This is a genomic window from Litoribaculum gwangyangense, from assembly GCF_039543505.1.
Taxonomy (GTDB): Bacteria; Bacteroidota; Bacteroidia; order Flavobacteriales; family Flavobacteriaceae; genus Litoribaculum; species Litoribaculum gwangyangense.
Map to the genome: position 1 here is coordinate 228,685 of NZ_BAABJW010000005.1, position 24,533 is coordinate 253,217.

A 24,533-nucleotide genomic window follows, 5' to 3' on the forward strand; every position below is an offset into this window, starting at 1 on the left:
AAAAAAATTCTAATTTTGCACGCTCAAATTTCAAGGTGTATTTTATATTGAAATATGCTGAAAAAATTTAAAACTATGGTAAGAAATATTGCAAGTTACATTACAATAGCACTTACAATATGTATACTGTTACATATTTCGTTTCAATCAAATGAAACAATAGATTTGAGTAAGTACTCTACTGAGGGCTTAAACTTAAATTACACGGTCAGTGATGATACTACCGAAAATAGTGACCTTCTAACTTTAAACACTGCTTCCGACGATGAATTTACGCCATATTTAGGGAAATCCTTTGTTGGTTTCAAAGAAGCCTTAGCGTTCAAGGAATCTGGAGGAAATTATTTTTCTGTTAATACCTATGGTTATTTGGGCAAATATCAATTTGGTTCTGAAACACTGAAATTGATTGGGATTAATAATCCTTCTAACTTTTTAAAGGATCCTAGGTTACAGGAAAAGGCTTTTGTAGCCAATGTAGCCAGAAACAAATGGATCTTAAGGCGTGATATTAAAAATTTTGTCGGAAAACGAATTAATGGTATTATAGTTACAGAATCAGGTATTTTGGCCGCAGCACATTTAGCGGGTCCTGGTAGTGTCAAAAAATATTTAAGAAGTTACGGTTTGGATAATTTTGCAGATGGTTACGGAACTACTGTTCATTATTATATGAAACGTTTCTCTGGTTACGACACGTCTTTTGTTAAACCAAACAAAGTTGCTAAAGTAATTTAAGCTAAATTATCTTTTATGAATAATAAATATGGTAGGTCTTTTATGAAGATCTACCTTATTTTTTTTCCACTCTAAAGCCGTTTTTGTTTTTATAAATTCACTTGTAAGGGTTATATCGCAGGCAACACATAAATCCGTGTTTTTATCGAGATAGTTAGTTAAGTCTTCTAGCATTTTATTGTTCCTGTAGGGAGTTTCTATAAAAATTTGTGATTGGTTAAGTTCTATAGATAACCTTTCAAGTCTTTTAATTTCGTTTTTACGTTCTCCTTTATCGATAGGAAGATATCCATTGAAAGTAAAACTTTGCCCATTCATTCCAGAACTCATTATGGCCATTAATATGGATGAGGGTCCAACCAGAGGAACCACTTTTATGTTTTTTTGGTGGGCCATTTTCACCACATCAGCACCAGGATCAGCAACGCCAGGACAGCCAGCTTCAGATAAAAGTCCAACATCAATACCATTCAAACAAGGATCTAAAAAACTTTGTAATTCAATACTTTCCGTATGCTTGTTTAGTATAAATAATTTGAGTGAGGCTTGAGGTTTTTCTGGACAGATTCTTTTAATAAACCTTCGAGCAGTTTTTTCATTTTCTACAATAAAGGTATCTGTTTTTGCAATAACGTGTTTCACGGTCATAGGTAAAACCTCTAAGGGTTCATTATCGCCTAAAGTAGTTGGAACAAGGTGCAATTTCCCTAAATGTTTATCCATTTTTTAATTTATTGGCTATACTATCACAAGCTTCATCTAACATTTTGTATATGTTTTCAAAACCTTCTTCACCTCCATAATAAGGGTCTGGAACATCGTAATTTTGATTTGGGTAAACTTCATTTAAAATGAAATTAATTTTATGGATGTCTGAATCGTTTCTGGCAAGTTTTGTTACATTGTTGTAGTTAGATTCATCCATGACATAAATGAAATCAAAAGTATCAAAATCAGAAACTTGAAATTGACGGGCTTTTAAATTTGAAATATCCAGTCCATATTTTCTAGCAATGTTAATAGATCTTTTGTCTGGGGCACTTCCAAAATGATAGTTCGCTGTTCCTGCAGAATCAACAATGATGGAACCTTTTTCCAGTTTTGATTTTAAAATACCTTCGGCAAGTGGAGAACGACAAATGTTTCCCAAGCAAACCATCAGAATTTTAGTCATTTATTGTAAAATTAAATAGAAAGCTTTTTGGTGATATCTTCAACGTATTTCCTGAATTGTTTATCAGTTGAGGATAAATTATCCACCGTTTTACAGGCGTGAAGAACCGTAGCGTGATCGCGTTTTCCTATTTGCGAACCAATACTAGCTAATGAAGCTTTGGTGAATTTTTTAGCAAAAAACATGGCAAGTTGACGTGCTTGAACAATGTGACGTTTTCTGGTTTTTGATTGAAGTGTATCAATATCCATTTGGAAATAGTCAGATACTACCTTTTGGATGTAATCTATAGAAACTTCACGTTTTGTATTTTTTACAAATTTTTCAACAATAATTCTGGCTAAATCTATGGTAATCTCTTTTTTGTTAAAAGAAGATTGTGCAATCAGCGAAATAATGGCGCCTTCTAGTTCTCTAACATTGGTCTTGATATTTTTAGCAACGTATTCCACTATATCATCTGGCATTTCAACCCCATCTCGATATAATTTGTTTTTCAAAATGGAAACTCTGGTTTCAAAATCTGGATTTTGTAACTCAGCCGATAATCCCCATTTAAAACGAGATAATAAACGTTGTTCTATGTCTTGCATGTCTACAGGTGCTTTATCGCTAGTTAAAATAACCTGTTTACCATTTTGATGTAAATGATTGAAAATATGGAAAAAGACATCTTGCGTACCAGTTTTTCCAGAAAGAAACTGTACATCATCAATAATCAAGACATCAATAATTTGGTAGAAATGAATAAAATCATTTCTGTTATTTTTCTTGACAGCATCAATGTATTGTTGTGTAAATTTTTCTGCTGAAATATACAAAACTGTTTTTTCAGGATACTTATCTTTAATATCTACCCCTATAGCGTGAGCTAGATGCGTTTTCCCTAAACCTACACCACCAAAAATCAACAAAGGATTGAAAGAAGTTCCACCAGGTTTAGCGGCAACGGCTAATCCGGCGCTTCTTGCTAACCTATTGGAGTCACCTTCTAAGAAATTTTCAAAACTATAATTTGGGTTTAGCTGAGATTCTATTTTTACATTTCTAATGCCAGGTATTACAAATGGATTTCGTAATTCAGGATTTTTATTGTTCAACGGAACATCAACGTCTTGCGATTTTAAAGCAGTTCTGTTTGCACTTGGTATTTTTTCTGTAAAGGGTATTTTGTTGCCATAGGTGTTTTCCATTTTAATAATGTAAACAAGTTTGGCATTTTCTCCTAACTCCTTAGTCAAGGATACTTTAAGGATTTTAACATAGTGTTCTTCAAGCCATTCGTAAAAGAATTTACTTGGTACTTGAATACTTAAAGCATTATCGGTAAGTTTCACTGCAACTATGGGTTCAAACCAAGTTTTGTAAGCTTGCGGTTGAATATTATCCTTTATGAATTCAAGACAATTATTCCATACCGATTGCGCAGTTATACTCATTTTATAATCTATTTGGTTTTTAGTTAGTTAGAATTCGTATGAAAAATGACTTTTCATATCCCCCTTTTATAGTGAGGCAAATATGTGAACAAAATTCTTAAAAAAAAAATCATTTGCTATTGAATTTAAAGAAATTTTTTCTCATGTTTAGCCCTAGCCGAAACTACAAAAAAATATTTAGATACAATCATGAAAATCGATGAAATACAAATTAGAGTGAGGTATGGAGAAACAGACCAAATGGGTGTGGTGTATCACGGTAATTATACGCTATATCTTGAAATGGGGCGCATTGAGTGGTTGAGAAAGTTAGGCATTTCTTACAAATCTATGGAGGAGAATGGTATTATGTTACCCGTAGTTTCATTAACTATAAACTATAAAAAATCAGCAGGTTATGATGACCTAATTCATGTAAAAACTCAACTTAAAAATATACCCACAGCTAAGATTGAATTTGATTACGAAATTACTAATGAGTTGGGTGAAATTTTAACGACCGCCAGCACAACTTTAGTATTTATAGAGATGAAGACAAAAAGGCCTATTAAAGCACCAGATTATATATTAAAAGCCTTGGAGAGTTAATTATAATTTCTCGATTTTTATTTCAAAAAGATTATTGAAAATTTCAAAAACGGTATTTGCCTCTTTTTTCCTGACTGAAATTGTGATTTGGCAATCTATTTCCAATTTTTGATTTGTAATATTCAATTGCTTTTCTTTGATGATTCGCATTACAGTGTTCATGTTCTTGTAATCAAAGCGGATTAAAAAATCATTATCAATAGTCTTTTCAATAATTTTTGAATTCTCAAGAACCATTTGTGCTGTTGTTTTATAAGCACTTATTAAACCACCAATACCTAATTTTATACCACCAAAATATCGAACCACAATCACTAAAACATTAGTAATATCAAACGATTGTATTTGTCCGTAAATTGGCAATCCTGCCGTGTTATTTGGTTCACCATCATCGTTGGCGCGATAGGTTATGGTTTCTGTACCTATTTGATAAGCATAACACCAATGGCGNTAACCGTAAAATTTACTGTTTTTATCCTTAAACAAAACAGATTCAGGTGCGGTTTCAATGGTTCTATATGTATCCTTTTCAATCAAATATGGTATTTATTTGTTGAGGTAAGTTTTTAAAATATCAGTATCTATTTTCTGTTCAGAAATCAATTCACCTGAAAATTTTGGAACTAGAATACCTTTTTTAAAAGAAACATCTCCAGTAAAAACTCTGGCTTCGTCCCAAAGATTTTCATCTATAAACATTTGAAGAGTTTTTGCGCCACCTTCAATAATTATGGAGAGTATTTCTTTCTCAAATAGTTTTTGGCATATTTTTTTAGTTGAAGTTTCCTTGATTAAAATTGTTTCAGCTTCATTATTGAAAATATTAAAATCTTTTGATAGTGTTTCATTTTTATCCAAAACTACTCGTATAGGGCTTTCACCTGACCAATCCCTAACGGTTAAACGAGGATTATCTTCCAAAACGGTATTGGTGCCCACTAAAATAGCTTGCTCTTCAGCTCGCCACTTATGGACTAATTGCCTAGAAAACATATTGGTTATCCAAACTGGTTTTTGCTCTCCTTTAGATTCTGGTGCAACAAACCCATCTTTGGTTTCGGCCCATTTTAAAATGATATAAGGGCGTTTTTTATTATGGAAAGTAAAGAATCGTTTGTGGTGTTTTTTACATTCCTTTTTTAAAACACCAACGGTAACATGAATACCCGCACTTTTAAGTTTTTTAATACCTTTCCCAGCTACCTTTTCATTGTCGTCCTTACAACCAATAACCACATTGGGTATTTGGTGTTTTATTATAAGGTCGCTACATGGTGGTGTTTTTCCAAAATGGGAGCAAGGTTCTAAAGTCACATAAAGTGTCGAGTCTTTTAATAAATTTTTGTCAGAAACTGAATTAATGGCATTTACCTCAGCATGATTACCACCGTATTTACTGGTAAACCCTTCTCCAATAATAGTATCATTATATACAATTACACTTCCAACCATGGGATTGGGTCTGGTAGTTCCCAATCCATTTTTGGCAATTTCAATACATCTTTTTATATATTTTTCGTGTATATTCACATTGCAAAAATAAGATTAAAAAGTGGGTATGAACAATATAGTTATCCGAGAAATTGAGCCTCAAGATAATAAACAATTGGAGGAAGTCATTAGAGGGTGTTTCCACGAGTTTAAAATTCCATTAGAAGGTACAGCTTATTCAGATCCTGAAACCAAAAAAATGTATGAATCCTATCAAAATGACAATGATATTTATTATGTGGTTGAAGTTGATGGAGAAATTCTAGGTGGCGGGGGCATTAAGCCTTTGAAGGATTTTGAAAGTGATGTTTGCGAGATTCAGAAAATGTATTTTTCGCCTAAAGTAAGAGGTAAAGGTTACGGTAGAAAATTATTTGAGAAATGCATGCAATCTGCCAAAGTATTGGGATACAGAACGTGTTATTTAGAATCGGCTTCACAACTTAAGGCCGCTATACATATATATGAAAGCTATGGTTTTGAACATTTAAATGGACCTCTGGGAAACACCGGGCATTATTCATGTGGTGTTTGGATGACTAAAGATTTATGAAATGGCTATTAACAAAATTGTAATCCTACATTAATAATCGAGGCATCGCATCTGACCTTTTAGAAACAAATAAAATTAACAGATGAAATTAAAAGCGGTTCAAAATATATTTCATGAAGAGTTGGATGCCATTTATTCCAAAGAAGAAGTAGATAGCTTTTTTTTCATCCTAATAGATTTTTACTATAAAGTGTCCAGAATGGAACTGGCTTTGAATCCAAAATACGAGGTTGAAGAAGCGCATACGATACTAAAAGCATTACAAGATTTAAAACGACAAAAACCAATTCAATATATTACAGGGGAAACTGTGTTTTATGGGTTGCCTTTTAAAGTAACGGAAGATGTTTTAATTCCAAGGCCAGAAACGGAAGAACTGGTTGAATGGGTTATAAAACATATTCATTCAAATAATCAAATACGTATTTTGGATATTGGTACAGGTAGCGGATGTATAGCTATTTCGATTGCTAAATATTTACCAAACGCAATGGTTTATGCTTTGGATGTTTCTGGAAAAGCATTAAAAATAGCCGAAGAAAATGCCCAAAGAAATGAAGTAGACATCAAATTTTTTGAAGAAGATATTTTGAAAATCGAAAGCATAAATGATTTAAAATTTGATATTATTGTATCCAACCCGCCGTATGTGAGAGAGCTAGAAAAAGAACTTATGGAACCTAATGTTTTAGAAAATGAGCCTCATTTGGCTCTATTTGTAAAAGATAACAATCCATTATTGTTTTACGAAGCAATCTCAAAATTTGCTGTTAATAATTTATCAAAGAAGGGTTTGTTGTTTTTTGAAATCAATGAGTATCTTGGTCAAGATATGATGGCTTTAATGAAAACTTATTTTTCCAATATAGAATTAAAACAAGATATCTTTAAAAAGGACAGAATGATAAAAGGAGTTTTATATTAATGAATACAATCCAACAACAAATAGAAGCATTACGCCACGAATTGCGAGAACATAATTACAATTATTACGTACTTGATAATGCCACGATTTCAGATTATGAGTTTGATATAAAACTAAAAGAACTCCAGGAACTTGAAGCAAAACACCCCGAGTTTTTTGATGCTAATTCACCAACTCAGCGTGTAGGTGGTGAGGTTACCAAAAACTTTGAAACCATACCCCATGAACATCGAATGTATTCCTTGGACAATTCTTATTCAAAAGATGATTTATTGGATTGGGAAGCTCGAATAAAAAAAATTATTGAAGGCGATATACAATATACTTGCGAGTTAAAGTATGATGGGGCTTCCATAAGTTTAACTTATGAAGATGGTAAATTAGTAAAAGCTGTTACTCGAGGTGATGGATTTCAAGGGGATAATGTTACGGCGAATGTAAAAACCATTAAATCGGTGCCTTTGCAATTAAAAGGAGATTTCCCTGAAAAATTTGATATTCGAGGTGAAATTGTATTGCCATTTGAGGGTTTTAACAAAATGAATGAGGAGCGCATTGAAATAGGTGAAGAGCCATATAGAAACCCAAGAAATACAGCTTCTGGAAGTTTAAAACTACAGGATAGTGCAGAGGTTGCTAAACGCCCTTTGGAATGTTTACTGTATAACATAACCGCGAACAAACTGGATATTAAAAGTCAGTTTGAAAGCTTAGAAAAAGCTAGACAATGGGGTTTCAAAGTACCCAAAGCCGCCAAATTGGTAAACTCCATTAAAGAGGTTCTGGAATTTATTGATTTTTGGAACACTGAACGCCATAAATTACCATATGAAACCGACGGCGTAGTGATTAAAATAAATAGTCTTCAGCAGCAAGAAGAGTTGGGTTATACAGCAAAATCCCCACGTTGGGCAATGGCTTATAAATTTAAAGCAGAGCAAGTTTCGACAAGGTTGAATGGCATCACCTATCAAGTTGGTAGAACTGGCGCTATCACACCCGTAGCTAATTTGGAACCTGTTGATTTGGCTGGTACCACAGTGAAACGCGCATCTTTACATAATGCAGACCAGATAGAAAAATTAGATATAAGAGTAGGAGATGAGGTTTATGTTGAAAAGGGAGGTGAAATTATCCCGAAAATTCTTGGGGTAGATTTAACAAAACGACCACTAAATTCTCAACCTACAAAATACATTACTCACTGTCCTGAGTGTCATGCGGAATTGGTGAGGCAAGAAGGCGAAGCACAACATTATTGTCCTAATTATAATGGGTGTAAACCGCAAATAATAGGACGTATTCAGCATTTTATTTCCAGAAAAGCTATGGATATTGAGGGTTTAGGTGGCGAAACTGTGGCGCTTTTAGTGAATGAAGGTTTGATTAATAATTATTCCGATTTGTATGAATTGACCAAAGAAGAAGTTATTCCCCTAGAACGCATGGCAGAAAAAAGTGCCGATAATTTAATTCAAGGTATTAAAAAATCTATAACCATCCCTTTTGAGCGTGTTTTGTATGCTTTAGGAATACGATATGTAGGCGAAACGGTCGCGAAAAAGTTGGCTAAACATTACAAAAGTATAGATGCTATGATTGATGCTACAGAGGAGGAATTGGTAAATGTAGATGAAATAGGTGTTAAAATTGCTGAAAGTATATTAGCTTTCTTTTCTTCAAAAGAAAATATCTTCATTATTAATAGATTGAAGCAGTTTGGTGTACAACTAGAAATGAGTGCAGAAGAACTCATGGGCAAAACGAATATATTGGAAGGACAAACTATTGTTATTTCAGGCGTTTTTGAATCTATTTCAAGAAATGAATTAAAAAAACTAATAGAGGATAATGGGGGTAAGGTTAGTAGTTCCATTTCCTCAAAAACAAGCTATATTGTTGCAGGGGATAATATGGGGCCAAGTAAAAAAGAAAAAGCAATTAACTTGGGTATAGAATTAATAAATGAGTATGAATTCCTACAAAAATTAAATTAATTTAGTTTTTTTATCGATAAAATGTATTTTTTTATCGTTTATTTGTAAAAATTATTTATATTTGACCATCAACCCCAAATTGCTGTTATGAACAAGTCTAAAATCTTGGTCGGATGTGTTTTGTCACTTTATGTCCTATTCGCTTTTTTTGAGGCCATTGGCCAATATACTATAGCATTTCATTTGGATTCTCTCATTATTCCATTGATTACTCTTATTTATATATTGTTTGTAAAAAACAAGAGCAGGTTGTTTTTGTTGTTTTTACTGTTTTACTCAATATCTGATATTTTTGGAATTGTTACAGATAATTTATTGTATTATTACGTGCCATATAAAGAGGGTTTTATTCTTTATGAATACGATTACTATATAGGTACAGGCTTATATATTATGGCTTATATCTTTCTTTTCATTAAAATAGCCTACTCGCTATCATTACCATACGTTTTTAAAAATTACAAAATACATTTAGTAGTTCTTACAATACTAAATATTTATTTGATTTATGTCTTACAATTAATTGTAGAACCTCATCTTAGTTATAAGCATGAATTTGGATTTGAATTAATTTATAATTTGATAATGCTTTTGGTTTTATCAGCATCCTTGATAAACTTTTTTTACAGAGACAATAAGAAATCTTTGTATTTGTTCATAGGTTCATTATGTATTGTGTTTTCTGAAGTGTTGGATATAGCTTATATTTATATCACACAGAGGAGTTTAATAAATTTCCTGGGAACCACACTGGCATTGGGTGCCTTTTACTTTTACTTTCAGCAATCCAAATTGTTATATGAGAGCAATGGGGAGAAAAATTACATGATACCGTAGTTTGACTAAATCATAGAAGTTTTAAAAAAGGAATATCTTTTTTGTACATATAAAGAATTGCCGTTGATAAAATGAATGTTACAACCGCAGTTGTAAAAAGTAAGCCATTATCATTGTTAACATCAATTCCTAATAGCGTTAAGTGCATCATAATAGCGCCACCAATAATTCCTATGGTCAGCGTTGCGCCAATCCAAACCGTTTTGGGTATCAACAATAAAATACCAGAAATTAATTCTAAAATACCTATGCCAATTCTTCCGTATGGCTCTAAGCCCACTTTTTCAAAAATGTAAACACTATCTGGATGCGCGGAAAATTTAAAACGTAAAGTTTGAATTAAAATAATCGCGACTATAATCCTTAAGGCTAAGGGTATGTATTTTTTCATAAAATGAGCTTCATTTAAGTGTTCCATTCTTTAGACGTTAAACACAAAATAACCTATCATTTTATTTGTTATTTTATACAATTATGGAAGTTCCGCTTGCAGATTTGTTTTTATTAGCATCAAAATAAAAATCTATTTTCCCGAGATAAAGCCCGTAGCACCCCACTTGATTTACAAGCATATTTTTGCCCACAACATTTTTAACAACAGTTGGTTTTTGCAAAAAGGTGTGTGTATGGCCACCGATAATTAAATCAATGTTTTTGGTACCGGCAGCAAGTTTTAAATCACTTATTTTATTTTTGTTATCTCTATAATGATACCCTAAATGCGAGAGACAAATTATTAAATCGCACTGTTCTTCTTCTTTTAAAGCGCTAGTAATATCTTGAGTAATTTCAATTGGGTCCAAATATTTGGTTTCTTTAAACAAAGCAGGATCAACTAATCCATTCAGTTCAATTCCCAAACCAAAAACGCCAATTTTAATACCATCTTTTTTAAAGATTTTGTAGGGTTTGGTATGTGTATCCATAACGGTATTTGAAAAATCATAATTAGCCGAAAGAAATTCAAATTCGGCGTGTGGTAATTGCGCATACAAGCCATCAATGCCATTATCAAAATCATGATTACCAATAGTTGATGCATCATATTTTAACTTGCTCATTAGTTTAAATTCTAACTCGCCTCCATAATAATTAAAATAAGGGGTACCCTGAAAAATATCACCAGCATCCAACAAAAGTGTATTTGGGTTTTCTTTTCTAATAGATTCAATTAAACTAGCACGACGCGCAACACCACCTTTATTCGCATTCCTACCGTCTTCTGGCCCAAAAGCATCTATATGACTATGTACATCATTGGTATGTAAAATAGTTATTTTTGATGTTTTTACCGGTGGCGTAAATGATTGTAATCCGAAACTCCCAAGGGTTACCAATGCCGTTCCTGCCGTTGCTTGTTGTATAAAATCTCTACGGTTCATCTGCTTACTTAATTTGGATAAATCTATCGTCCCTCAAAGGGTTAATGGTATCTTTTTTTATAAAATAATCAATTAGAGCATTTCTAACTTTGTAATTTAAAACATAAAGACTATCGTTAGTTTTAAAAAAATTCATGTTATCACCACCATTATATAGGTAATCATTAGTGGCAACATAATACGTTTTGTTGGGTTCGATAGCATGTCCTTTAATTGTAGCTTCAAGCACCTTAAAATCTTTGTCCAATGTTAATTTAAGTTTTGATATTGGGTGTGCTCTTCTTGCCTTACTTAAATAAGTAATTAAACTATCCATTTGTGGGCTTTCAAGAGCTACAACAACAATGCTATTTTCAAAAGGCATTAACTCAAAAGCAGTTCTTTTGGTAATATTACCTTTTGATAGTATTGAGCGTATTCCACCATGGTTTAACAATACCATGTCAATGTCATGTCCCGATCTATTTTTAAAAATAGGGTTTGTTTCTTCATACACCACATCTGCCATAAAGTTGCCAATAGCTGTGTTTAATTCACCATCGGTTTTAGAATAAGTATCGACCGAATATGCCAAAACGCTGTCTAAATCTTTTTGAATATGCTCCCTGAAAGGCTTTACAAATGCTTCAATTTCAGCATCTGAAGTTATGCTATCATTTATCTCAATGCGCTCGCCCTTAATTTTTGTTAAATGGTAAATTTCTTGTTTGCAACCCAGAAAAATAAAAATATATAACAAAAAAAATAAATGTGTAAACCTCATATTTAAAAAACGGAAAATTTGAATGTACTTTTGCTACCTTTGCGCAAAGTATAAAGATAAATGATTTTAAAAGGTTTTAAAGAAAAATCTATTAAAAAATGCTTAAACAAATTGTTGTCAGAAAGGCACGTAAATGTTAGTGATAGTAAGATTGAAAGTTTAGGTATTATCTTAAATATTGATGAAGTTGATGATTTTGAGTTGTTTAGAAAATTTGCTGATTATTTAAAAGTTCACCCCAACAAAATAAAAATAGTAGCATTTTCTGAAAATAGAAAAGATGATTTGAATTCTTGGGATTTGTGTTTTAACCCTAAAGATTTTGGATGGAATGGCATTATAAAAAACTCGGAATTACAAACGTTTTTAGATACTAGGTTCGATGCCTTAATCAGTTATTATGAAAAAGAAGTCATAGAAATCAAACTAATGACCGCTTTTTCAAAAGCAAAATTTAAAATAGGGATTTTACAAACCGATGAACGTTTAAACGACCTTATATTAAAAACCAATGTTAAACAATTTGATTTGTTTAAGGATGAGGTTTTTAAATACCTAACTATATTGAATAAAATTAAAAAGTAATGAATAATAAGTTTTTAGGAACTGGAGTCGCCCTGGTTACACCTTTTAAATCTAATTTGAGTATAGACCACGATGCACTTGCAAATATTGTAAATTTCAATATTAAAAATGGCGTTGAATATCTAGTGATATGTGGAACAACTGGTGAGAGTGTTACCATATCCAAACAAGAAAAAAAGGATATTATTGCTACAATTACGAGGGCTAATAACGGTCGTGTGCCCATGGTTTTAGGTATTGGCGGCAATAACACTATGCAAGTTATAGAAGAAATTAAATCGACAGATTTAAGTGAAATCGATGCTATTTTATCGGTATCACCCTATTATAGCAAACCAACACAAGAGGGCTTGTATCAACATTTCAAGGCTATTTCAGAGGCCTCACCAATAGATGTTATTTTGTATAATGTACCTGGTAGGACTTCAAAAAATATGGAAGCAGCCACTACGTTGCGATTGGCAAACGATTTTGAAAATATTATTGCCATAAAAGAGGCAGGCAACAATATGGCTCAATATTTAGAGTTATTAAAAAACAAACCCGAGGATTTCATGGTCATTTCAGGTGATGACGATTTAGCTCTCGGTGTGGTTTTGGCTGGCGGTTCTGGTGTCATTTCTGTGATTGGTCAAGGATTTCCAAAGGAGTTTTCTGAGATGATTCGTTTAGGATTAAGGGGCAATGCCAAGGAAGCATATAGGTTACATTACAAACTTATGGATGTAATTGGGTATATTTTTGAAGAAAATAATCCTGCTGGTATCAAAGCGGTTTTTGAGGCCTTAAAATTATGTGATGATACGGTTAGATTACCATTGGTGCCCGCATCCAATAATTTAAAAAAGAAAATTCAACATTTTGTCAATGCGTTTTAGTATTGTTAAATATTACTTAAACCACGTAATTACTAGGATTAAGCTATTATTTTAGCTACAAAATAATATTTTTAAAATCCATATTAATAACGTAATTTTGCATCCTGTTTAAAAATCTATGAATAAATTTTTTTACATATTACTAACAATCACGCTTTTAAGTAGTTGCAGTGAATATCAAAAAGCATTAAAGTCTGAAGATATTGCAACTAAATTCAAAATGGGAGAGGACTTGTATAACGAAGGTAAATTCGCAAAAGCCAATAGGCTTTTTGCCCAAATAGTGCCAGATTATAGAGGAAAACCTCAAGCTGAAAAGCTAATGTATTTATATTCGAATTCATTTTACAAAATGGAGGATTTTTATACATCTGGTTATCAGTTTGAACGCTTTGCATCGGGTTACCCAAATAGTGAAAAGTTAGAAGAGGCTTCGTTTTTAGGTGCTAAAAGCTATTACATGCTTTCTCCAATTTACACCAAAGACCAAACAGAGACTAAAGAAGCTATCGAAAAATTACAGGAGTTCATAAATTTATTCCCAGATTCTCAGTATGTTGCAGAGGCTAATACTTTAATTAAGGAGCTGGATTATAAACTTGAGAAAAAAGCATTTGAAATTGCTAAACAATACAAGGTGATTGCACCAGGATATACCAAAGACTTCAATGCGGCCATAAAATCGTTTGACAATTTCCTTTTTGATTTTCCGGGTTCAATCTTGCGAGAGGACGCAATGTTTCATAGGCTGGATGCTATTTACCAACAAGCCATTAACAGTGTTGAATATAAAAATACCGTACAAGATGGTTTGGTAGCTCTAAAGAAGCAACGTTTAGAAATGGCAAAAGAATATTCCGAGGCATTTAAAAAGACATTTACCAATTCAAAATTCTTGGATGAAGTAAATGAAATGGCTATAGTTGTAGAAGAAGAATTAAAAAATTATCGCACACAAAGTTAAATTATAATCAAAATGGATTTAAAAAAAACCAATGCTCCAGTTAATACGGTAACGTATGATAGAAATCAAATAGATGAGCCAACAAATAACATCTATGAGTCTATTTCTATCATTTCAAGACGTGCAGAACAAATTAACACAGAGATCAAAAAAGAATTAATTGATAAGTTAGAAGAATTTGCAACTTACAATGATAGTCTGGAAGAGATCTTTGAAAACAAAGAGCAAATTGAGGTATCTAAATTTTATGAAAAATTACCAAAACCTCATGCGTTAGCTGTTCAAGAATGGTTAACAGATAAAATTTATTTTAGAAATACTGAGGAAGATAATCAGGAATAATTTTTAAAATGTCAATATTAAGCGGCAAGAACATACTATTAGGAATTAGTGGTGGTATTGCCGCTTATAAAACAGCTACACTTGTAAGATTGTTTATAAAATCGGGTGCCAACGTCAAAGTAGTTATGACACCTTCTGCAAAAGATTTTATTACACCGTTAACCTTATCTACACTTTCAAAAAACCCTGTGTTTTCATCTTTTACAAATGAAGAAGATGAAAACGCTGTTTGGAACAATCATGTGGATTTAGGGCTTTGGGCAGATATATTTCTTATCGCTCCAGCCACGGCGAATACGCTATCTAAAATGGCAAATGGGGTTTGCGATAATTTATTATTAGCAACTTACCTATCCGCTAAATGCCCCGTTTATTTTGCTCCTGCCATGGACTTGGATATGTATAAGCACGAAAGCACACGTCGCTCGTTTAAGGTCTTGAAAAGTTTTGGAAACATCATTATTCCTGCCACTAGTGGGGAATTAGCAAGTGGTTTAGTTGGCGAAGGTAGAATGGCAGAACCTGAAAACATTGTAGCTTTTATTGAAGATGATATCTTAGGAAAACTTCCTCTTCGTGGAAAAAAAATATTAATTACTGCGGGTCCAACTTACGAAGCCATTGACCCCGTACGTTTTATTGGAAACCATTCCAGCGGTAAAATGGGGTTTGAAATAGCTAAAGCCGCTGCAAATTTTGGAGCTGAGGTTATTTTAATTTCAGGGCCAACACACGAAAAAGTGAATCATAATTTAATTGATGTTATTCCGGTAATGAGTGCCCAAGACATGTTTGAAGCGGCACATAAATATTTCAATGATGTAGATGTGGCCATTCTTTCTGCCGCGGTAGCTGATTTTAGACCAAAAGAAGTAGCTTCTCAGAAAATAAAAAAGACTTCCAATACGTTAATTTTAGAGTTAGAAAAAACAAAAGATATTTTAGCTTCTTTAGGAGCTATCAAAAAACAGCAATATTTGGTTGGATTTGCATTGGAAACCAATAATGAAGTTGAAAATGCCAAAGACAAACTAAAAAGAAAGAATTTAAATTTAATTGTCTTAAATTCGTTAAATGATAAAGGTGCGGGCTTTAAAAGCGATACCAATAAGGTAACTTTTATTGATGATGAAGAAACCATCACCTCATTCGAATTAAAATCTAAAGCTGAAGTAGCTAAGGATTTATTAAATAAAATTATATCAGTAATTCATGCGTAATATTTTAATTATACTCTTATTCAGTTTTGTTTTTAATGGATTTTCGCAAGAATTGAATTGCAATTTAGTGGTAAATGCGCAACAAACCGGTAATGAAAATTTTCCCATTTTTAAAACCCTAGAAAAGCAACTTACCGAGTTTATAAATAACACGAAATGGACCAATAAAACCTTTAAAAACCAAGAGCGCATTAATTGTAGTATGGTTATAAACATAACCAACTACAGTGGCGAATCTTTTCAAGCTTCGTTGCAAGTGCAATCTTCTCGTCCGGTTTATGGATCATCTTTTGGTACGCCACTTTACAGCTTTAATGACAAGGATTTTAATTTTCAATATCTGGAATTTCAAAATTTGATCTACAATCCTACACAATTTGAATCTAATTTGGTATCTGTTTTAGCTTTTCATGTGTACATGATACTAGCCTTAGATGCGGATTCCTTTTCGGAAAATGGTGGGGATGAGTATTATAAACAGGCACAAACCATTCTAAATTATTCACAACAAGGTAATTTTAAAGGTTGGAAATTGGAAGATGGTTTGCAAAGTAGATTTGCACTTATTGATAACGTATTATCTCCTACTTTCAAGGAGTATAGAAGTGTGATGTATAATTACCACAGAAATGGGTTGGACGTTATGAGTGACAACACAAAAGAAGGTAAAGATGTCATAGCCTCATCTTTACAACAGTTTCAGGCTATGAACAGTAGGAGACCAAATTCGTTTTTGCTTCGAACTTTTTTTGATGCCAAAGCAGATGAAATTGAACAAATTTTCACAGATGGACCTAACGTGAACATAGCCAAGGTTAAAGAAACGCTTCAAAAAGTGGCACCAATGCATAGCGGTAAATGGCAAAATATTAAGTTCTAAGAGTAACTATTTTAATTGGCATTTTCTTATATTTATTTTCAAATTTTTATAGCTTAAAAAACATTGTTAACCTCACTTTCCATAAAAAATTACGCTTTAATCGATAACCTTCAAGTAGATTTTAACGATGGCTTTTCAATAATTACGGGCGAAACTGGAGCAGGAAAATCCATTTTGCTAGGTGGTTTATCTTTAATATTGGGTAAACGAGCCGATTTGAGTAGTTTAAAAAATAAGGAAGAGAAGTGTGTTATTGAGGCCGTTTTTAATGTTTCCAATTATAATTTAAAAGCGCTTTTTAAGGCTGAAGATTTTGATTACGAAGAGCAAACCATTATACGTAGGGAAATTTTGCCATCAGGTAAATCAAGAGCCTTTGTAAATGATTCGCCTGTAAACCTGAATAGTTTGCAACTTTTAGGAGAGCGTCTGGTAGATATACATTCACAGCACCAAACTCTGGAACTGACAAGTAATGATTTTCAGTTTCAAGTAATTGATGCTTTGGCTAAAAATGATGAAGATTTACAAATTTACAGACAAGAATTAAAGGTTTATAAGCATTTACAAAAAGAGTTCAAAGAACTTTTAAATTTTCAAGCAGAAGCCATAAAAGAACATGATTACAACTCATTCTTACTTAATGAATTGATAGAAGCAAAATTGGTTGAGGGTGAATTGGAGACCCTAGAAGAGGAATACGAGACCTTGAATAATATAGAGGGTATTCAAGAAAAACTTTCTGAAGCTTATCAATTATTAAATGAAGAACAAATAGGTGTTTTAACATCGCTTACATCTTTAAAAAATGTGCTTCAAAAACTAGCAAATTATTCTTCAAAATATGAGGATATTTTTAATAGAACCCAAAGTAGTTTGATTGAATTAGATGATGTTTTTACTGAAATAAATAGGCTGCAAGATGGTTTAGATGCAGATCCCAATAGGTTAGAAGTAATTGATGCTAAATTAAAAATGCTTCATAATTTGATGCAAAAACATGTAGCCAATGATATTTCAGAATTATTAAACATTAAAAACCAACTTGAGGAAAAGGTAGCGTTTACTGAGAATTTGGATGATACGATTACTAAAAAACAAACTGAAATCAATTCAAAAGAAAGAGAATTAAATACCATTTCTAAAACCATTCATGACAAAAGAATAAGTGTTATTCCAAAATTAAAATCACAACTCGAAACTATTTTATTTAGTTTGGGTATGCCAAATGCCCAGTTTAAGATAGATTTGGTTTTCAGCGATATGTTTTTTACTAATGGAAAAGATGAATTATCGCTTATGTTTTCGGCCAATAAAGGGGGTAATTTTAACGAGCTTAAAAAAGCAGCTTCTGGTGGTGAGTTATCTCGAATTATGTTGGCTATAAAATCGGTTTTGGCAAAGTATATCCAATTGCCAACTATCATGTTTGATGAAATTGATACGGGTGTTTCAGGTGAAATATCCAATAAAATGGGAGATATTATGTTGGAAATGAGTAGAACTATGCAAGTTTTTTCCATAACACATCTGCCACAAATCGCGGCTAAAGGGCATTCGCATTTTAAGGTTTTTAAAGAAGATGTTAATGAAGTGACACAAACCAATATGGTTAAGTTAAATCACGATGAGCGTATTGTGGAAATTGCGCAGATGCTTGGGGGGATTGACATGTCTTCATCTGCCATTGCTCATGCTAAAGAATTATTGAATTAGCCTGCCATTCTTTCGGAATCCCGATTCCATTATAAAATTCATAATTAAATATTATCTTTGAAGCCATATAAATATACAAAGCAACTATTAAATTCATAAATTAACCAGACATGTCATACAATTTACTAAAAGGAAAAAAAGGTATTATTTTTGGAGCTCTAGACTCTAACTCCATTGCTTGGAAAACAGCAGAACGTGTTCATGAAGAAGGAGGTACATTTGTTTTAACAAATGCACCGGTAGCCATGCGAATGGGTCAGATTAATGAGTTAGCTGAAAAAACCGGATCTCAAATTATTCCTGCCGATGCAACATCTCTGGAAGATTTGCAGAATTTAGTAGATAAATCCATGGAGATTTTAGGAGGTAAAATCGATTTTGTTTTACATTCTATTGGGATGTCTATAAACGTTAGAAAAGGAAAGCATTATACAGACCAAAATTATGACTGGACACAAAAAGGAACCGATGTTTCTGCGATGTCTTTTCATAAATTAATGCAAACACTTTACAAAAGTGATGCGATGAATGAGTGGGGAAGTATAGTGGCTTTAACTTATATGGCTGCACAACGTGTATTTCCAGATTATAACGATATGGCTGATAACAAAGCCTATTTAGAGAGTATTGCCCGTAGTTTTGGGTATTTCTTTGGTGTCGATAAAAAAGTGCGTGTCAATACCATTTCACAATCGCCTACGCCAACAACTGCCGGTAGCGGGGTAAAAGGATTTGATGGCTTTATTGCTTATGCCGAAAAAATGTCGCCTCTTGGAAACGCTACGGCTTTAGATTGTGCTAATTACACTGTGGCTATGTTTAGTGATTTAACCAAACGTGTAACTTTGCAAAATCTATATAACGATGGTGGTTTCAGTAATATGGGGGTAAGCGATGCAGTAATGAAAACCTTCATGGGAGAAGAATAAATTTTTAAAAATCACAAAACAAGCCATCTTTAATAAGGTGGCTTTTTTGTTTGGATTGGTTACATTTGTGTTATGCCATTACAATTTTCATTTATTATTCCAGTGTATAATCGCCCTGACGAAATACAAGAACTTTTGCAAAGTTTTGAAGCTTTGGAAACTAATACGCCATACGAAATTGTAATTGTTGAAGATGGATCTTCAAATTCATCGAAAAATGTGGTTGACAGTTTTAATGATAAACTGAACATCTCATATTTTTTCAAAAAAAATTCTGGTCCGGGAGATTCTCGGAATTATGGAATGTTACATGCTAAAGGTAATTATTTTATCATTTTGGATAGTGATTGTATTTTGCCTAAAAACTATTTGAACGAAGTTGAAAAAAGTTTAAATGAAGATTTTGTAGATTGTTTTGGAGGGCCCGATACGGCACACCAATCGTTTACTAATCTTCAAAAAGCCATTAATTTTTCCATGACATCATTTATTACTACTGGTGGTATTCGTGGCAAAAAAAAGAGCGTGGATAGATTTCAACCAAGAAGTTTTAATATGGGTATTTCCAAAAAAGCCTTTCACGCTTCAAAAGGATTTGCTCATATTCATCCAGGAGAAGATCCTGATTTGTCTATTCGTCTTTGGAATTTAGGTTTTAAAACTAAACTTATTCCTGAAGCCTTTGTATATCACAAACGTCGTATTTCATGGATAACCTTTTACAAGCAGGTTTATAAATTTGGTTTGGTACGCCCCATTTTAAATCAATGGCATCCTTCAACAAATAAAATCACTTATTGGTTTCCAACGGTTTTTAGTATCGGCTTTATAATATCTGTTGTGCTCTTATTTTTCAACTTTAAATGGTTATTTTATACCTATATTTTGTACTTTATAATAGCTTTTATGGTAGCTTTAATATCAAATAATAATATAGTTGTATCGCTACTTTCATTAATAGCTATTTTTGTACAATTTTTCGGGTATGGCTTTGGATTTTTAATATCTACTTTGGCCACATCAATTTTGAATATGGAACCAGAAACATATTTTCCTAAATTATTTTTTAAATCAAAATGATAAAAAAACTTAGGTTAGAAATTATTACTTCGTTTAGAAACGGAAAAATAAATGTGTTTTTCTTGTTTTTGTTGTCGTCGATTGTTATTTTATTATTGACTAAACTTTCTAAAGAATATACAAATACTTTGGCTTTCGAAATTGAAAAGCAAAATGTGCCTCAGGAAAATATAATTTTAAACGACTCGGTAAAATTGATTGTTACTCTAAAAACCCATGGTTTTAAATGGTTAAATTATTATATATCTAAACCAAAAATTAAAATTGATTTCAGTAAAGATGTGTATAAAAAGGATGGAGTATTTACTTGGAATAAATCTATGGCTTATTTAAATAATACACAGTTTGATAAACAAGTTGAGTTACTCAATATATCACCTGATACATTAACCTTTAGGTATGGAATAAATATGGTTAAAAAGGTTCCTGTAAAAGTGAACGTAAAGCTGAATTTTAGTCCAGGATATAACATCTCAAATGATTTTGTCTCAGAACCCGATTCTATTGTTGTTGTAGGGCCAAATATTTTGGTTTCAGAAATTAATTTTGTTGAAACAGATAGCGTAATGTTTAACGCTGTTAAATCGGATTTGACATCCAAAGTAAAATTGAAATTACCAAATAACAATTCGAATTTAAGATTCTCAAATAATCAAGTTTTAATAAAAGCCAAGGTTGAAAAGTTTACAGAAGGCTCATTAAACATACCCATAACCATTATAAACAAGCCTAAAGATATAGAATTAAAATATTTTCCGAAAACAGTAAATGTATCTTATAATGTTAGTTTAAGTGATTATAGTAAAATATCAAATAAAGATTTTAAAGTGGTTTGTGATTATAATAAAACAGGTGATAATCAATCGTTTTTAATCCCAGAGTTCGCGAAAATTCCGGAGAATGTAAAAAATGTAAAAATTAGTCAACAACACATTGAATTTATAATAACCAAATGATTATTGTAGGGCTTACTGGAGGTATTGGCAGTGGCAAAACAACGGTTGCAAAACAGTTTGCCATTTTAGGCATTCCTGTTTATATAGCTGATGAAGAAGCTAAAAAACTAATGCAAAAATCTAAAATTATTAAAAGAAAGCTTATTGAATTATTTGGAGACCAAGCTTATATTCATGGTAAATTGAATAAACCTTACATAGCAGATATCATTTTTAAAGACAAGGTTTATTTAAGAAAAATGAACAATATTGTACACCCAAGAGTTGCTAACCACTTTGAAAAATGGTTGAAAAAGCAAAATGCACCCTACGTCATCAAGGAAGTTGCTATTCTATTTGAAAACGGAGGAGACAAATTTTGTGATTATGTTATCACGGTTACTGCCAATAAATTGTTGCGTATAGAACGTCTTTTAAAACGTGATAATACTACTAAGGAAAGGATTGAAGCCATTATGAAAAACCAGTGGACCGATAAAAAAAGAATAGATAAATCCGATTTTGTTATTAACAATATTAGTATTGCAAATACCAAAAAGCAAGTCCTCAAAACGCATAATGAGATTTTAAAAAGGATTAATAGCTAGTATTTTAACATTTTTGTTAATGTAAGGTTAAAACAAAGGACTGCTAAATGTTAAAATGTTAATTTTGATTGATGAGCAAAAGAATATTTATCCTACTAATAATATTAATGAGTTTATCGCTTGTTGGTATAATATCTATTCAAGCTTATTATATTAACGATTCAGTAAAAAACGAAAAGGAACGTTTTAAGTATAATGTTGTAACGGTATTAAATAATGTATCTAATACCATTGAAGAAAATGAGTTTGAACAATTTTTTGCTGAATATTTAAGCTTAGATAAGGAAAAAAAATCTGATGAGGATGCTGTATCGCAATTATTGATATACAGAAAAAATAATAGCACTAAAGAAACGCTCATTTATAAAAGTAATGTTTTGGAAGAAAATTATAAGCTTTCTTCCTCGCTCTTTGACATAGGTTTAGATAGTCTCGATATAAGTAATATCATTGGTAATTCCAGTACAGAAATATACAGTGATTTGGAATCTCCTGAAAAAGATTTAAAAAGTCCCATTACCAATATTATTCGAAGTGGTACAATAGATGAAGCTCAAAAGTTATCCTTCAAGAAAAATTTTAAAGAAGTATTTAAAAGAAAGCCAATTCATAAAAGAGTTTCTCAAGAAGAAATTAGACAATTATTAACTGAAAGACTAAAAAAATACGGAATTAATATCGATTTTGAATTTGCTATTTACAGCAACGATCTAGCAACTAAAGTAAAAAGTGATAATTTTGAAAATATTAAAAATTCAACGTTCAGTGTTCCTATTTTTTATGACGAAAACAATCAAAGTCTTTACAAACTTTTGGTAAATTTTCCAGATGACAGAAAGTTTATTTTGTCTACAATAATTGGCATGATTTTGTTGTCAATAATTTTCACGTCTATTATTATTTTGGCTTATACGAGTGCTTTATATCAATTAATAAAACAACGTAAAATATCAGAAATCAAAAGTGATTTTATTAACAACATGACCCATGAGTTTAAAACACCTATTGCCACCATCAATTTAGCTCTGGACGCCATAAGAAACCCTAAAATAATCGATGATAAAGAAAAGGTGCTTCGTTATCTTACCATGATTAAAGAAGAGAATAAACGCATGCATGCTCAAGTAGAAAATGTATTAAGAATATCTAAGCTAGAAAAAAATGAATTAAATATTAGTAAGGATAGGGTTAATTTGCACGACTTAATTGAAGATGCCATTACACATGTAGAACTTATAGTTGAAGACAGACAAGGCTACATAAAAACGTTTCTTGAAGCTGAGAAATCATCAATTTTGGCAAACGAAACTCACTTTACAAATGTTATTGTAAATATTCTGGATAATGCCATAAAGTACTCTCCAGATGCCCCAAAAATAGAAGTTTATACCGAAAATGTAGGGACTAATGTTTTTTTGAAAATAAAAGATCATGGTAGTGGTATGAGTAAAGCTGCTGCCAAAAAGGTGTTCGAAAAATTTTACAGAGAACACACTGGAAATATTCATAATGTAAAAGGCCATGGTTTAGGTTTGGCTTACGTAAAACGAATTGTAGAAGACCACCAAGGTCATGTATCAGTAGAAACAGAAAAAGACAAAGGAAGCACCTTTATAATTAGGCTTCCACTAATATCTTAACAAAATGGAAGATCACAAGAAAAGAATACTGTTGGTTGAAGACGACCCCAATTTTGGAACCGTTCTTAAAGACTATTTAATGATGAACGATTATGAAGTTACTCATGCTAAGAATGGCATGGAAGGCTTTGAAAAGTTTAAAAAAGATGATTTTGATTTATGCATCTTGGACGTTATGATGCCATATAAAGATGGGTTTACTTTAGCCAAAGAAATAAGAGAAAAGAATACCGATGTACCGATTATATTCTTAACCGCTAAAACGATGAAGGAAGACGTTTTAAAAGGTTATAAAGTAGGTGCTGATGATTATTTAAACAAACCGTTTGATAGCGAGGTCCTTTTAATGAAAATTAAAGCCATTATTCAACGTAAAGCTACCGAAACCATTTCTGATAGTAAACAATTTGAGTTTAAAATTGGACGTTTCGATTTAAACTCAAAACTACGTTTCTTAAAATTTGACGGTGGGGAGCCTGTAAAATTATCTCCTAAAGAAAACGAATTATTGCGTTTATTGGCTTTGCATGAAAATGATTTAATGCCCCGTGAATTGGCGCTAACCAAAATTTGGAGAGACGATAACTATTTTACCTCTCGTAGTATGGACGTGTATATAGCCAAATTACGTAAATATTTAAAACTAGACCCAAAAGTAGAAATATTAAATATACATGGTGAAGGATTTAGGTTGGTTATAAACGACTAAAAGCAATAAGTTATAAATTTAAAAATCCAACTTTTAAGTTGGATTTTTTTTTATCCTATTTATTAGATTAATTTAATTTTATTGATGTTTTATACAACTTATTAATTTATTTGTTTTCAACACATAGACTAAAGCTAGATGTCTTTTAACAAAATAAATT

At 32.0% G+C, this 24,533-nt stretch carries 27 protein-coding genes; 19 read left to right on the forward strand and 8 right to left on the reverse strand.

From position 1 onward, the window contains the following. Positions 1-75 precede the first annotated feature (75 nt). Entirely contained in the window at positions 76-738 is a 663-nt protein-coding gene (locus tag ABD963_RS14675; protein ID WP_345278113.1) for a peptidoglycan-binding protein LysM, read from the forward strand. A gap of 6 nt (positions 739-744) precedes the next feature. Here the strand turns inward: ABD963_RS14675 and ABD963_RS14680 are convergent, their stop codons facing one another. From ABD963_RS14680 to dnaA, 3 genes are read right to left on the reverse strand one after another with little or no spacing between them, the layout of a single operon-like run. Beyond that, a complete protein-coding gene (locus ABD963_RS14680) occupies positions 745-1,461 on the reverse strand; it encodes an SAM-dependent methyltransferase (RefSeq protein WP_345278115.1) in 717 nt (238 codons plus the stop codon). Next, a complete protein-coding gene (locus ABD963_RS14685; protein WP_345278117.1) occupies positions 1,454-1,912 on the reverse strand; it encodes a low molecular weight protein-tyrosine-phosphatase in 459 nt (152 codons plus the stop codon). Before ABD963_RS14685 ends, ABD963_RS14680 begins: the two co-directional genes overlap by 8 nt. An 11-nt stretch (positions 1,913-1,923) precedes the next feature. Beyond that, a complete protein-coding gene (gene dnaA / locus ABD963_RS14690; protein ID WP_345278119.1) occupies positions 1,924-3,351 on the reverse strand; it encodes a chromosomal replication initiator protein DnaA in 1,428 nt (475 codons plus the stop codon). A gap of 189 nt (positions 3,352-3,540) precedes the next feature. Between dnaA and ABD963_RS14695 the strand changes: the two genes are divergently transcribed. Next, a complete protein-coding gene (locus ABD963_RS14695) occupies positions 3,541-3,939 on the forward strand; it encodes an acyl-CoA thioesterase (RefSeq protein WP_345278121.1) in 399 nt (132 codons plus the stop codon). On the opposite strand, the gene ABD963_RS14700 is transcribed toward ABD963_RS14695, so the two are convergent. Continuing rightward, positions 3,940-4,476: an IMPACT family protein gene (locus tag ABD963_RS14700; protein WP_345278123.1), complete on the reverse strand. Its 537-nt coding sequence runs from the start codon at positions 4,474-4,476 to the stop codon at positions 3,940-3,942. A 9-nt stretch (positions 4,477-4,485) separates the two neighbouring features. Continuing rightward, positions 4,486-5,469, reverse strand: coding sequence for a bifunctional diaminohydroxyphosphoribosylaminopyrimidine deaminase/5-amino-6-(5-phosphoribosylamino)uracil reductase RibD (gene ribD / locus ABD963_RS14705; protein WP_345278124.1), 984 nt, complete (start codon positions 5,467-5,469; stop codon positions 4,486-4,488). A 28-nt stretch (positions 5,470-5,497) separates the two neighbouring features. Here ribD and ABD963_RS14710 point away from each other — a divergent pair, with 28 nt between their 5' ends. The 4 genes from ABD963_RS14710 (at position 5,498) to ABD963_RS14725 (ending at position 9,742) form a co-directional block, all read left to right on the forward strand. Continuing rightward, a complete protein-coding gene (locus ABD963_RS14710) occupies positions 5,498-5,983 on the forward strand; it encodes a GNAT family N-acetyltransferase (protein WP_345278126.1) in 486 nt (161 codons plus the stop codon). 82 nt (positions 5,984-6,065) lie between these two features. Next, on the forward strand, positions 6,066-6,908 hold the full coding sequence (prmC, locus tag ABD963_RS14715) for a peptide chain release factor N(5)-glutamine methyltransferase (protein WP_345278128.1): 843 nt from the start codon (positions 6,066-6,068) through the stop codon (positions 6,906-6,908). Beyond that, entirely contained in the window at positions 6,908-8,905 is a 1,998-nt protein-coding gene (gene ligA / locus ABD963_RS14720) for an NAD-dependent DNA ligase LigA (RefSeq protein ID WP_345278130.1), read from the forward strand. The genes prmC and ligA overlap by 1 nt, the downstream gene beginning before the upstream one ends. Before the next feature lie 87 nt (positions 8,906-8,992). Continuing rightward, positions 8,993-9,742 (forward strand): hypothetical protein, encoded by a 750-nt coding sequence (locus ABD963_RS14725; protein WP_345278132.1) that lies wholly within the window; start codon positions 8,993-8,995, stop codon positions 9,740-9,742. Positions 9,743-9,752: 10 nt separating this feature from the next. Here the strand turns inward: ABD963_RS14725 and ABD963_RS14730 are convergent, their stop codons facing one another. The 3 genes from ABD963_RS14730 to ABD963_RS14740 all read right to left on the reverse strand — a co-directional run bounded on the left by ABD963_RS14730 (position 9,753) and on the right by ABD963_RS14740 (position 11,887). Continuing rightward, on the reverse strand, positions 9,753-10,133 hold the full coding sequence (locus ABD963_RS14730; RefSeq protein ID WP_345278134.1) for a DoxX family membrane protein: 381 nt from the start codon (positions 10,131-10,133) through the stop codon (positions 9,753-9,755). Between the two features lie 73 nt (positions 10,134-10,206). Continuing rightward, on the reverse strand, positions 10,207-11,124 hold the full coding sequence (locus ABD963_RS14735) for a bifunctional metallophosphatase/5'-nucleotidase (protein ID WP_345278136.1): 918 nt from the start codon (positions 11,122-11,124) through the stop codon (positions 10,207-10,209). A 4-nt stretch (positions 11,125-11,128) separates the two neighbouring features. Next, positions 11,129-11,887 (reverse strand): 5'-nucleotidase C-terminal domain-containing protein, encoded by a 759-nt coding sequence (locus tag ABD963_RS14740; protein WP_345278138.1) that lies wholly within the window; start codon positions 11,885-11,887, stop codon positions 11,129-11,131. 60 nt (positions 11,888-11,947) lie between these two features. Between ABD963_RS14740 and ABD963_RS14745 the strand changes: the two genes are divergently transcribed. The 13 genes from ABD963_RS14745 to ABD963_RS14805 all read left to right on the forward strand — a co-directional run bounded on the left by ABD963_RS14745 (position 11,948) and on the right by ABD963_RS14805 (position 24,373). Beyond that, positions 11,948-12,472, forward strand: coding sequence for a DUF6913 domain-containing protein (locus ABD963_RS14745; RefSeq protein ID WP_345278140.1), 525 nt, complete (start codon positions 11,948-11,950; stop codon positions 12,470-12,472). Beyond that, positions 12,472-13,350 carry a 4-hydroxy-tetrahydrodipicolinate synthase gene (gene dapA, locus ABD963_RS14750; RefSeq protein ID WP_345278142.1) on the forward strand — a complete coding sequence of 293 codons (879 nt, stop codon included), beginning with the start codon at positions 12,472-12,474 and terminating at the stop codon, positions 13,348-13,350. The genes ABD963_RS14745 and dapA overlap by 1 nt, the downstream gene beginning before the upstream one ends. 118 nt (positions 13,351-13,468) lie before the next feature. Further along, on the forward strand, positions 13,469-14,314 hold the full coding sequence (locus tag ABD963_RS14755) for an outer membrane protein assembly factor BamD (protein ID WP_345278144.1): 846 nt from the start codon (positions 13,469-13,471) through the stop codon (positions 14,312-14,314). 12 nt (positions 14,315-14,326) lie between these two features. Beyond that, positions 14,327-14,656: a DNA-directed RNA polymerase subunit omega gene (locus tag ABD963_RS14760; RefSeq protein ID WP_345278146.1), complete on the forward strand. Its 330-nt coding sequence runs from the start codon at positions 14,327-14,329 to the stop codon at positions 14,654-14,656. A gap of 8 nt (positions 14,657-14,664) precedes the next feature. Then, a complete protein-coding gene (coaBC, locus tag ABD963_RS14765; RefSeq protein WP_345278148.1) occupies positions 14,665-15,876 on the forward strand; it encodes a bifunctional phosphopantothenoylcysteine decarboxylase/phosphopantothenate--cysteine ligase CoaBC in 1,212 nt (403 codons plus the stop codon). After that, on the forward strand, positions 15,869-16,756 hold the full coding sequence (gene porD / locus ABD963_RS14770) for a type IX secretion system protein PorD (RefSeq protein ID WP_345278150.1): 888 nt from the start codon (positions 15,869-15,871) through the stop codon (positions 16,754-16,756). The genes coaBC and porD overlap by 8 nt, the downstream gene beginning before the upstream one ends. 63 nt (positions 16,757-16,819) lie before the next feature. Beyond that, complete coding sequence (gene recN, locus ABD963_RS14775) at positions 16,820-18,472, forward strand: DNA repair protein RecN (RefSeq protein WP_345278152.1); 1,653 nt, start codon at positions 16,820-16,822, stop codon at positions 18,470-18,472. A gap of 110 nt (positions 18,473-18,582) precedes the next feature. Further along, positions 18,583-19,401, forward strand: coding sequence for an enoyl-ACP reductase FabI (locus ABD963_RS14780; RefSeq protein ID WP_345278154.1), 819 nt, complete (start codon positions 18,583-18,585; stop codon positions 19,399-19,401). 72 nt (positions 19,402-19,473) lie between these two features. Further along, on the forward strand, positions 19,474-20,481 hold the full coding sequence (locus ABD963_RS14785) for a glycosyltransferase family 2 protein (RefSeq protein WP_345278156.1): 1,008 nt from the start codon (positions 19,474-19,476) through the stop codon (positions 20,479-20,481). Next, complete coding sequence (locus ABD963_RS14790) at positions 20,478-21,437, forward strand: CdaR family protein (RefSeq protein WP_345278158.1); 960 nt, start codon at positions 20,478-20,480, stop codon at positions 21,435-21,437. Before ABD963_RS14785 ends, ABD963_RS14790 begins: the two co-directional genes overlap by 4 nt. After that, complete coding sequence (coaE, locus tag ABD963_RS14795; RefSeq protein ID WP_345278159.1) at positions 21,434-22,024, forward strand: dephospho-CoA kinase; 591 nt, start codon at positions 21,434-21,436, stop codon at positions 22,022-22,024. Before ABD963_RS14790 ends, coaE begins: the two co-directional genes overlap by 4 nt. 107 nt (positions 22,025-22,131) lie before the next feature. Beyond that, complete coding sequence (locus ABD963_RS14800) at positions 22,132-23,664, forward strand: sensor histidine kinase (RefSeq protein WP_345278161.1); 1,533 nt, start codon at positions 22,132-22,134, stop codon at positions 23,662-23,664. Between the two features lie 4 nt (positions 23,665-23,668). Then, positions 23,669-24,373: a response regulator transcription factor gene (locus ABD963_RS14805; protein WP_345278163.1), complete on the forward strand. Its 705-nt coding sequence runs from the start codon at positions 23,669-23,671 to the stop codon at positions 24,371-24,373. The last annotated feature ends 160 nt before the right edge of the window (positions 24,374-24,533 follow it).

Excerpts from the sequence above, each read along its gene's own strand:
- ABD963_RS14675 (WP_345278113.1), top strand. The coding sequence starts at position 76 with ATGGTAAGAAATATTGCAAGTTACATTACAATAGCACTTACAATATGT.
- ABD963_RS14680 (WP_345278115.1), bottom strand. The coding sequence starts at position 1,461 with ATGGATAAACATTTAGGGAAATTGCACCTTGTTCCAACTACTTTAGGC.
- ABD963_RS14685 (WP_345278117.1), bottom strand. The coding sequence starts at position 1,912 with ATGACTAAAATTCTGATGGTTTGCTTGGGAAACATTTGTCGTTCTCCA.
- dnaA (WP_345278119.1), bottom strand. The coding sequence starts at position 3,351 with ATGAGTATAACTGCGCAATCGGTATGGAATAATTGTCTTGAATTCATA.
- ABD963_RS14695 (WP_345278121.1), top strand. The coding sequence starts at position 3,541 with ATGAAAATCGATGAAATACAAATTAGAGTGAGGTATGGAGAAACAGAC.
- ABD963_RS14710 (WP_345278126.1), top strand. The coding sequence starts at position 5,498 with ATGAACAATATAGTTATCCGAGAAATTGAGCCTCAAGATAATAAACAA.
- prmC (WP_345278128.1), top strand. The coding sequence starts at position 6,066 with ATGAAATTAAAAGCGGTTCAAAATATATTTCATGAAGAGTTGGATGCC.
- ligA (WP_345278130.1), top strand. The coding sequence starts at position 6,908 with ATGAATACAATCCAACAACAAATAGAAGCATTACGCCACGAATTGCGA.
- ABD963_RS14725 (WP_345278132.1), top strand. The coding sequence starts at position 8,993 with ATGAACAAGTCTAAAATCTTGGTCGGATGTGTTTTGTCACTTTATGTC.
- ABD963_RS14730 (WP_345278134.1), bottom strand. The coding sequence starts at position 10,133 with ATGAAAAAATACATACCCTTAGCCTTAAGGATTATAGTCGCGATTATT.
- ABD963_RS14735 (WP_345278136.1), bottom strand. The coding sequence starts at position 11,124 with ATGAACCGTAGAGATTTTATACAACAAGCAACGGCAGGAACGGCATTG.
- ABD963_RS14740 (WP_345278138.1), bottom strand. The coding sequence starts at position 11,887 with ATGAGGTTTACACATTTATTTTTTTTGTTATATATTTTTATTTTTCTG.
- ABD963_RS14745 (WP_345278140.1), top strand. The coding sequence starts at position 11,948 with ATGATTTTAAAAGGTTTTAAAGAAAAATCTATTAAAAAATGCTTAAAC.
- dapA (WP_345278142.1), top strand. The coding sequence starts at position 12,472 with ATGAATAATAAGTTTTTAGGAACTGGAGTCGCCCTGGTTACACCTTTT.
- ABD963_RS14755 (WP_345278144.1), top strand. The coding sequence starts at position 13,469 with ATGAATAAATTTTTTTACATATTACTAACAATCACGCTTTTAAGTAGT.
- ABD963_RS14760 (WP_345278146.1), top strand. The coding sequence starts at position 14,327 with ATGGATTTAAAAAAAACCAATGCTCCAGTTAATACGGTAACGTATGAT.
- coaBC (WP_345278148.1), top strand. The coding sequence starts at position 14,665 with ATGTCAATATTAAGCGGCAAGAACATACTATTAGGAATTAGTGGTGGT.
- porD (WP_345278150.1), top strand. The coding sequence starts at position 15,869 with ATGCGTAATATTTTAATTATACTCTTATTCAGTTTTGTTTTTAATGGA.
- ABD963_RS14780 (WP_345278154.1), top strand. The coding sequence starts at position 18,583 with ATGTCATACAATTTACTAAAAGGAAAAAAAGGTATTATTTTTGGAGCT.
- ABD963_RS14785 (WP_345278156.1), top strand. The coding sequence starts at position 19,474 with ATGCCATTACAATTTTCATTTATTATTCCAGTGTATAATCGCCCTGAC.
- ABD963_RS14790 (WP_345278158.1), top strand. The coding sequence starts at position 20,478 with ATGATAAAAAAACTTAGGTTAGAAATTATTACTTCGTTTAGAAACGGA.
- coaE (WP_345278159.1), top strand. The coding sequence starts at position 21,434 with ATGATTATTGTAGGGCTTACTGGAGGTATTGGCAGTGGCAAAACAACG.
- ABD963_RS14800 (WP_345278161.1), top strand. The coding sequence starts at position 22,132 with ATGAGTTTATCGCTTGTTGGTATAATATCTATTCAAGCTTATTATATT.
- ABD963_RS14805 (WP_345278163.1), top strand. The coding sequence starts at position 23,669 with ATGGAAGATCACAAGAAAAGAATACTGTTGGTTGAAGACGACCCCAAT.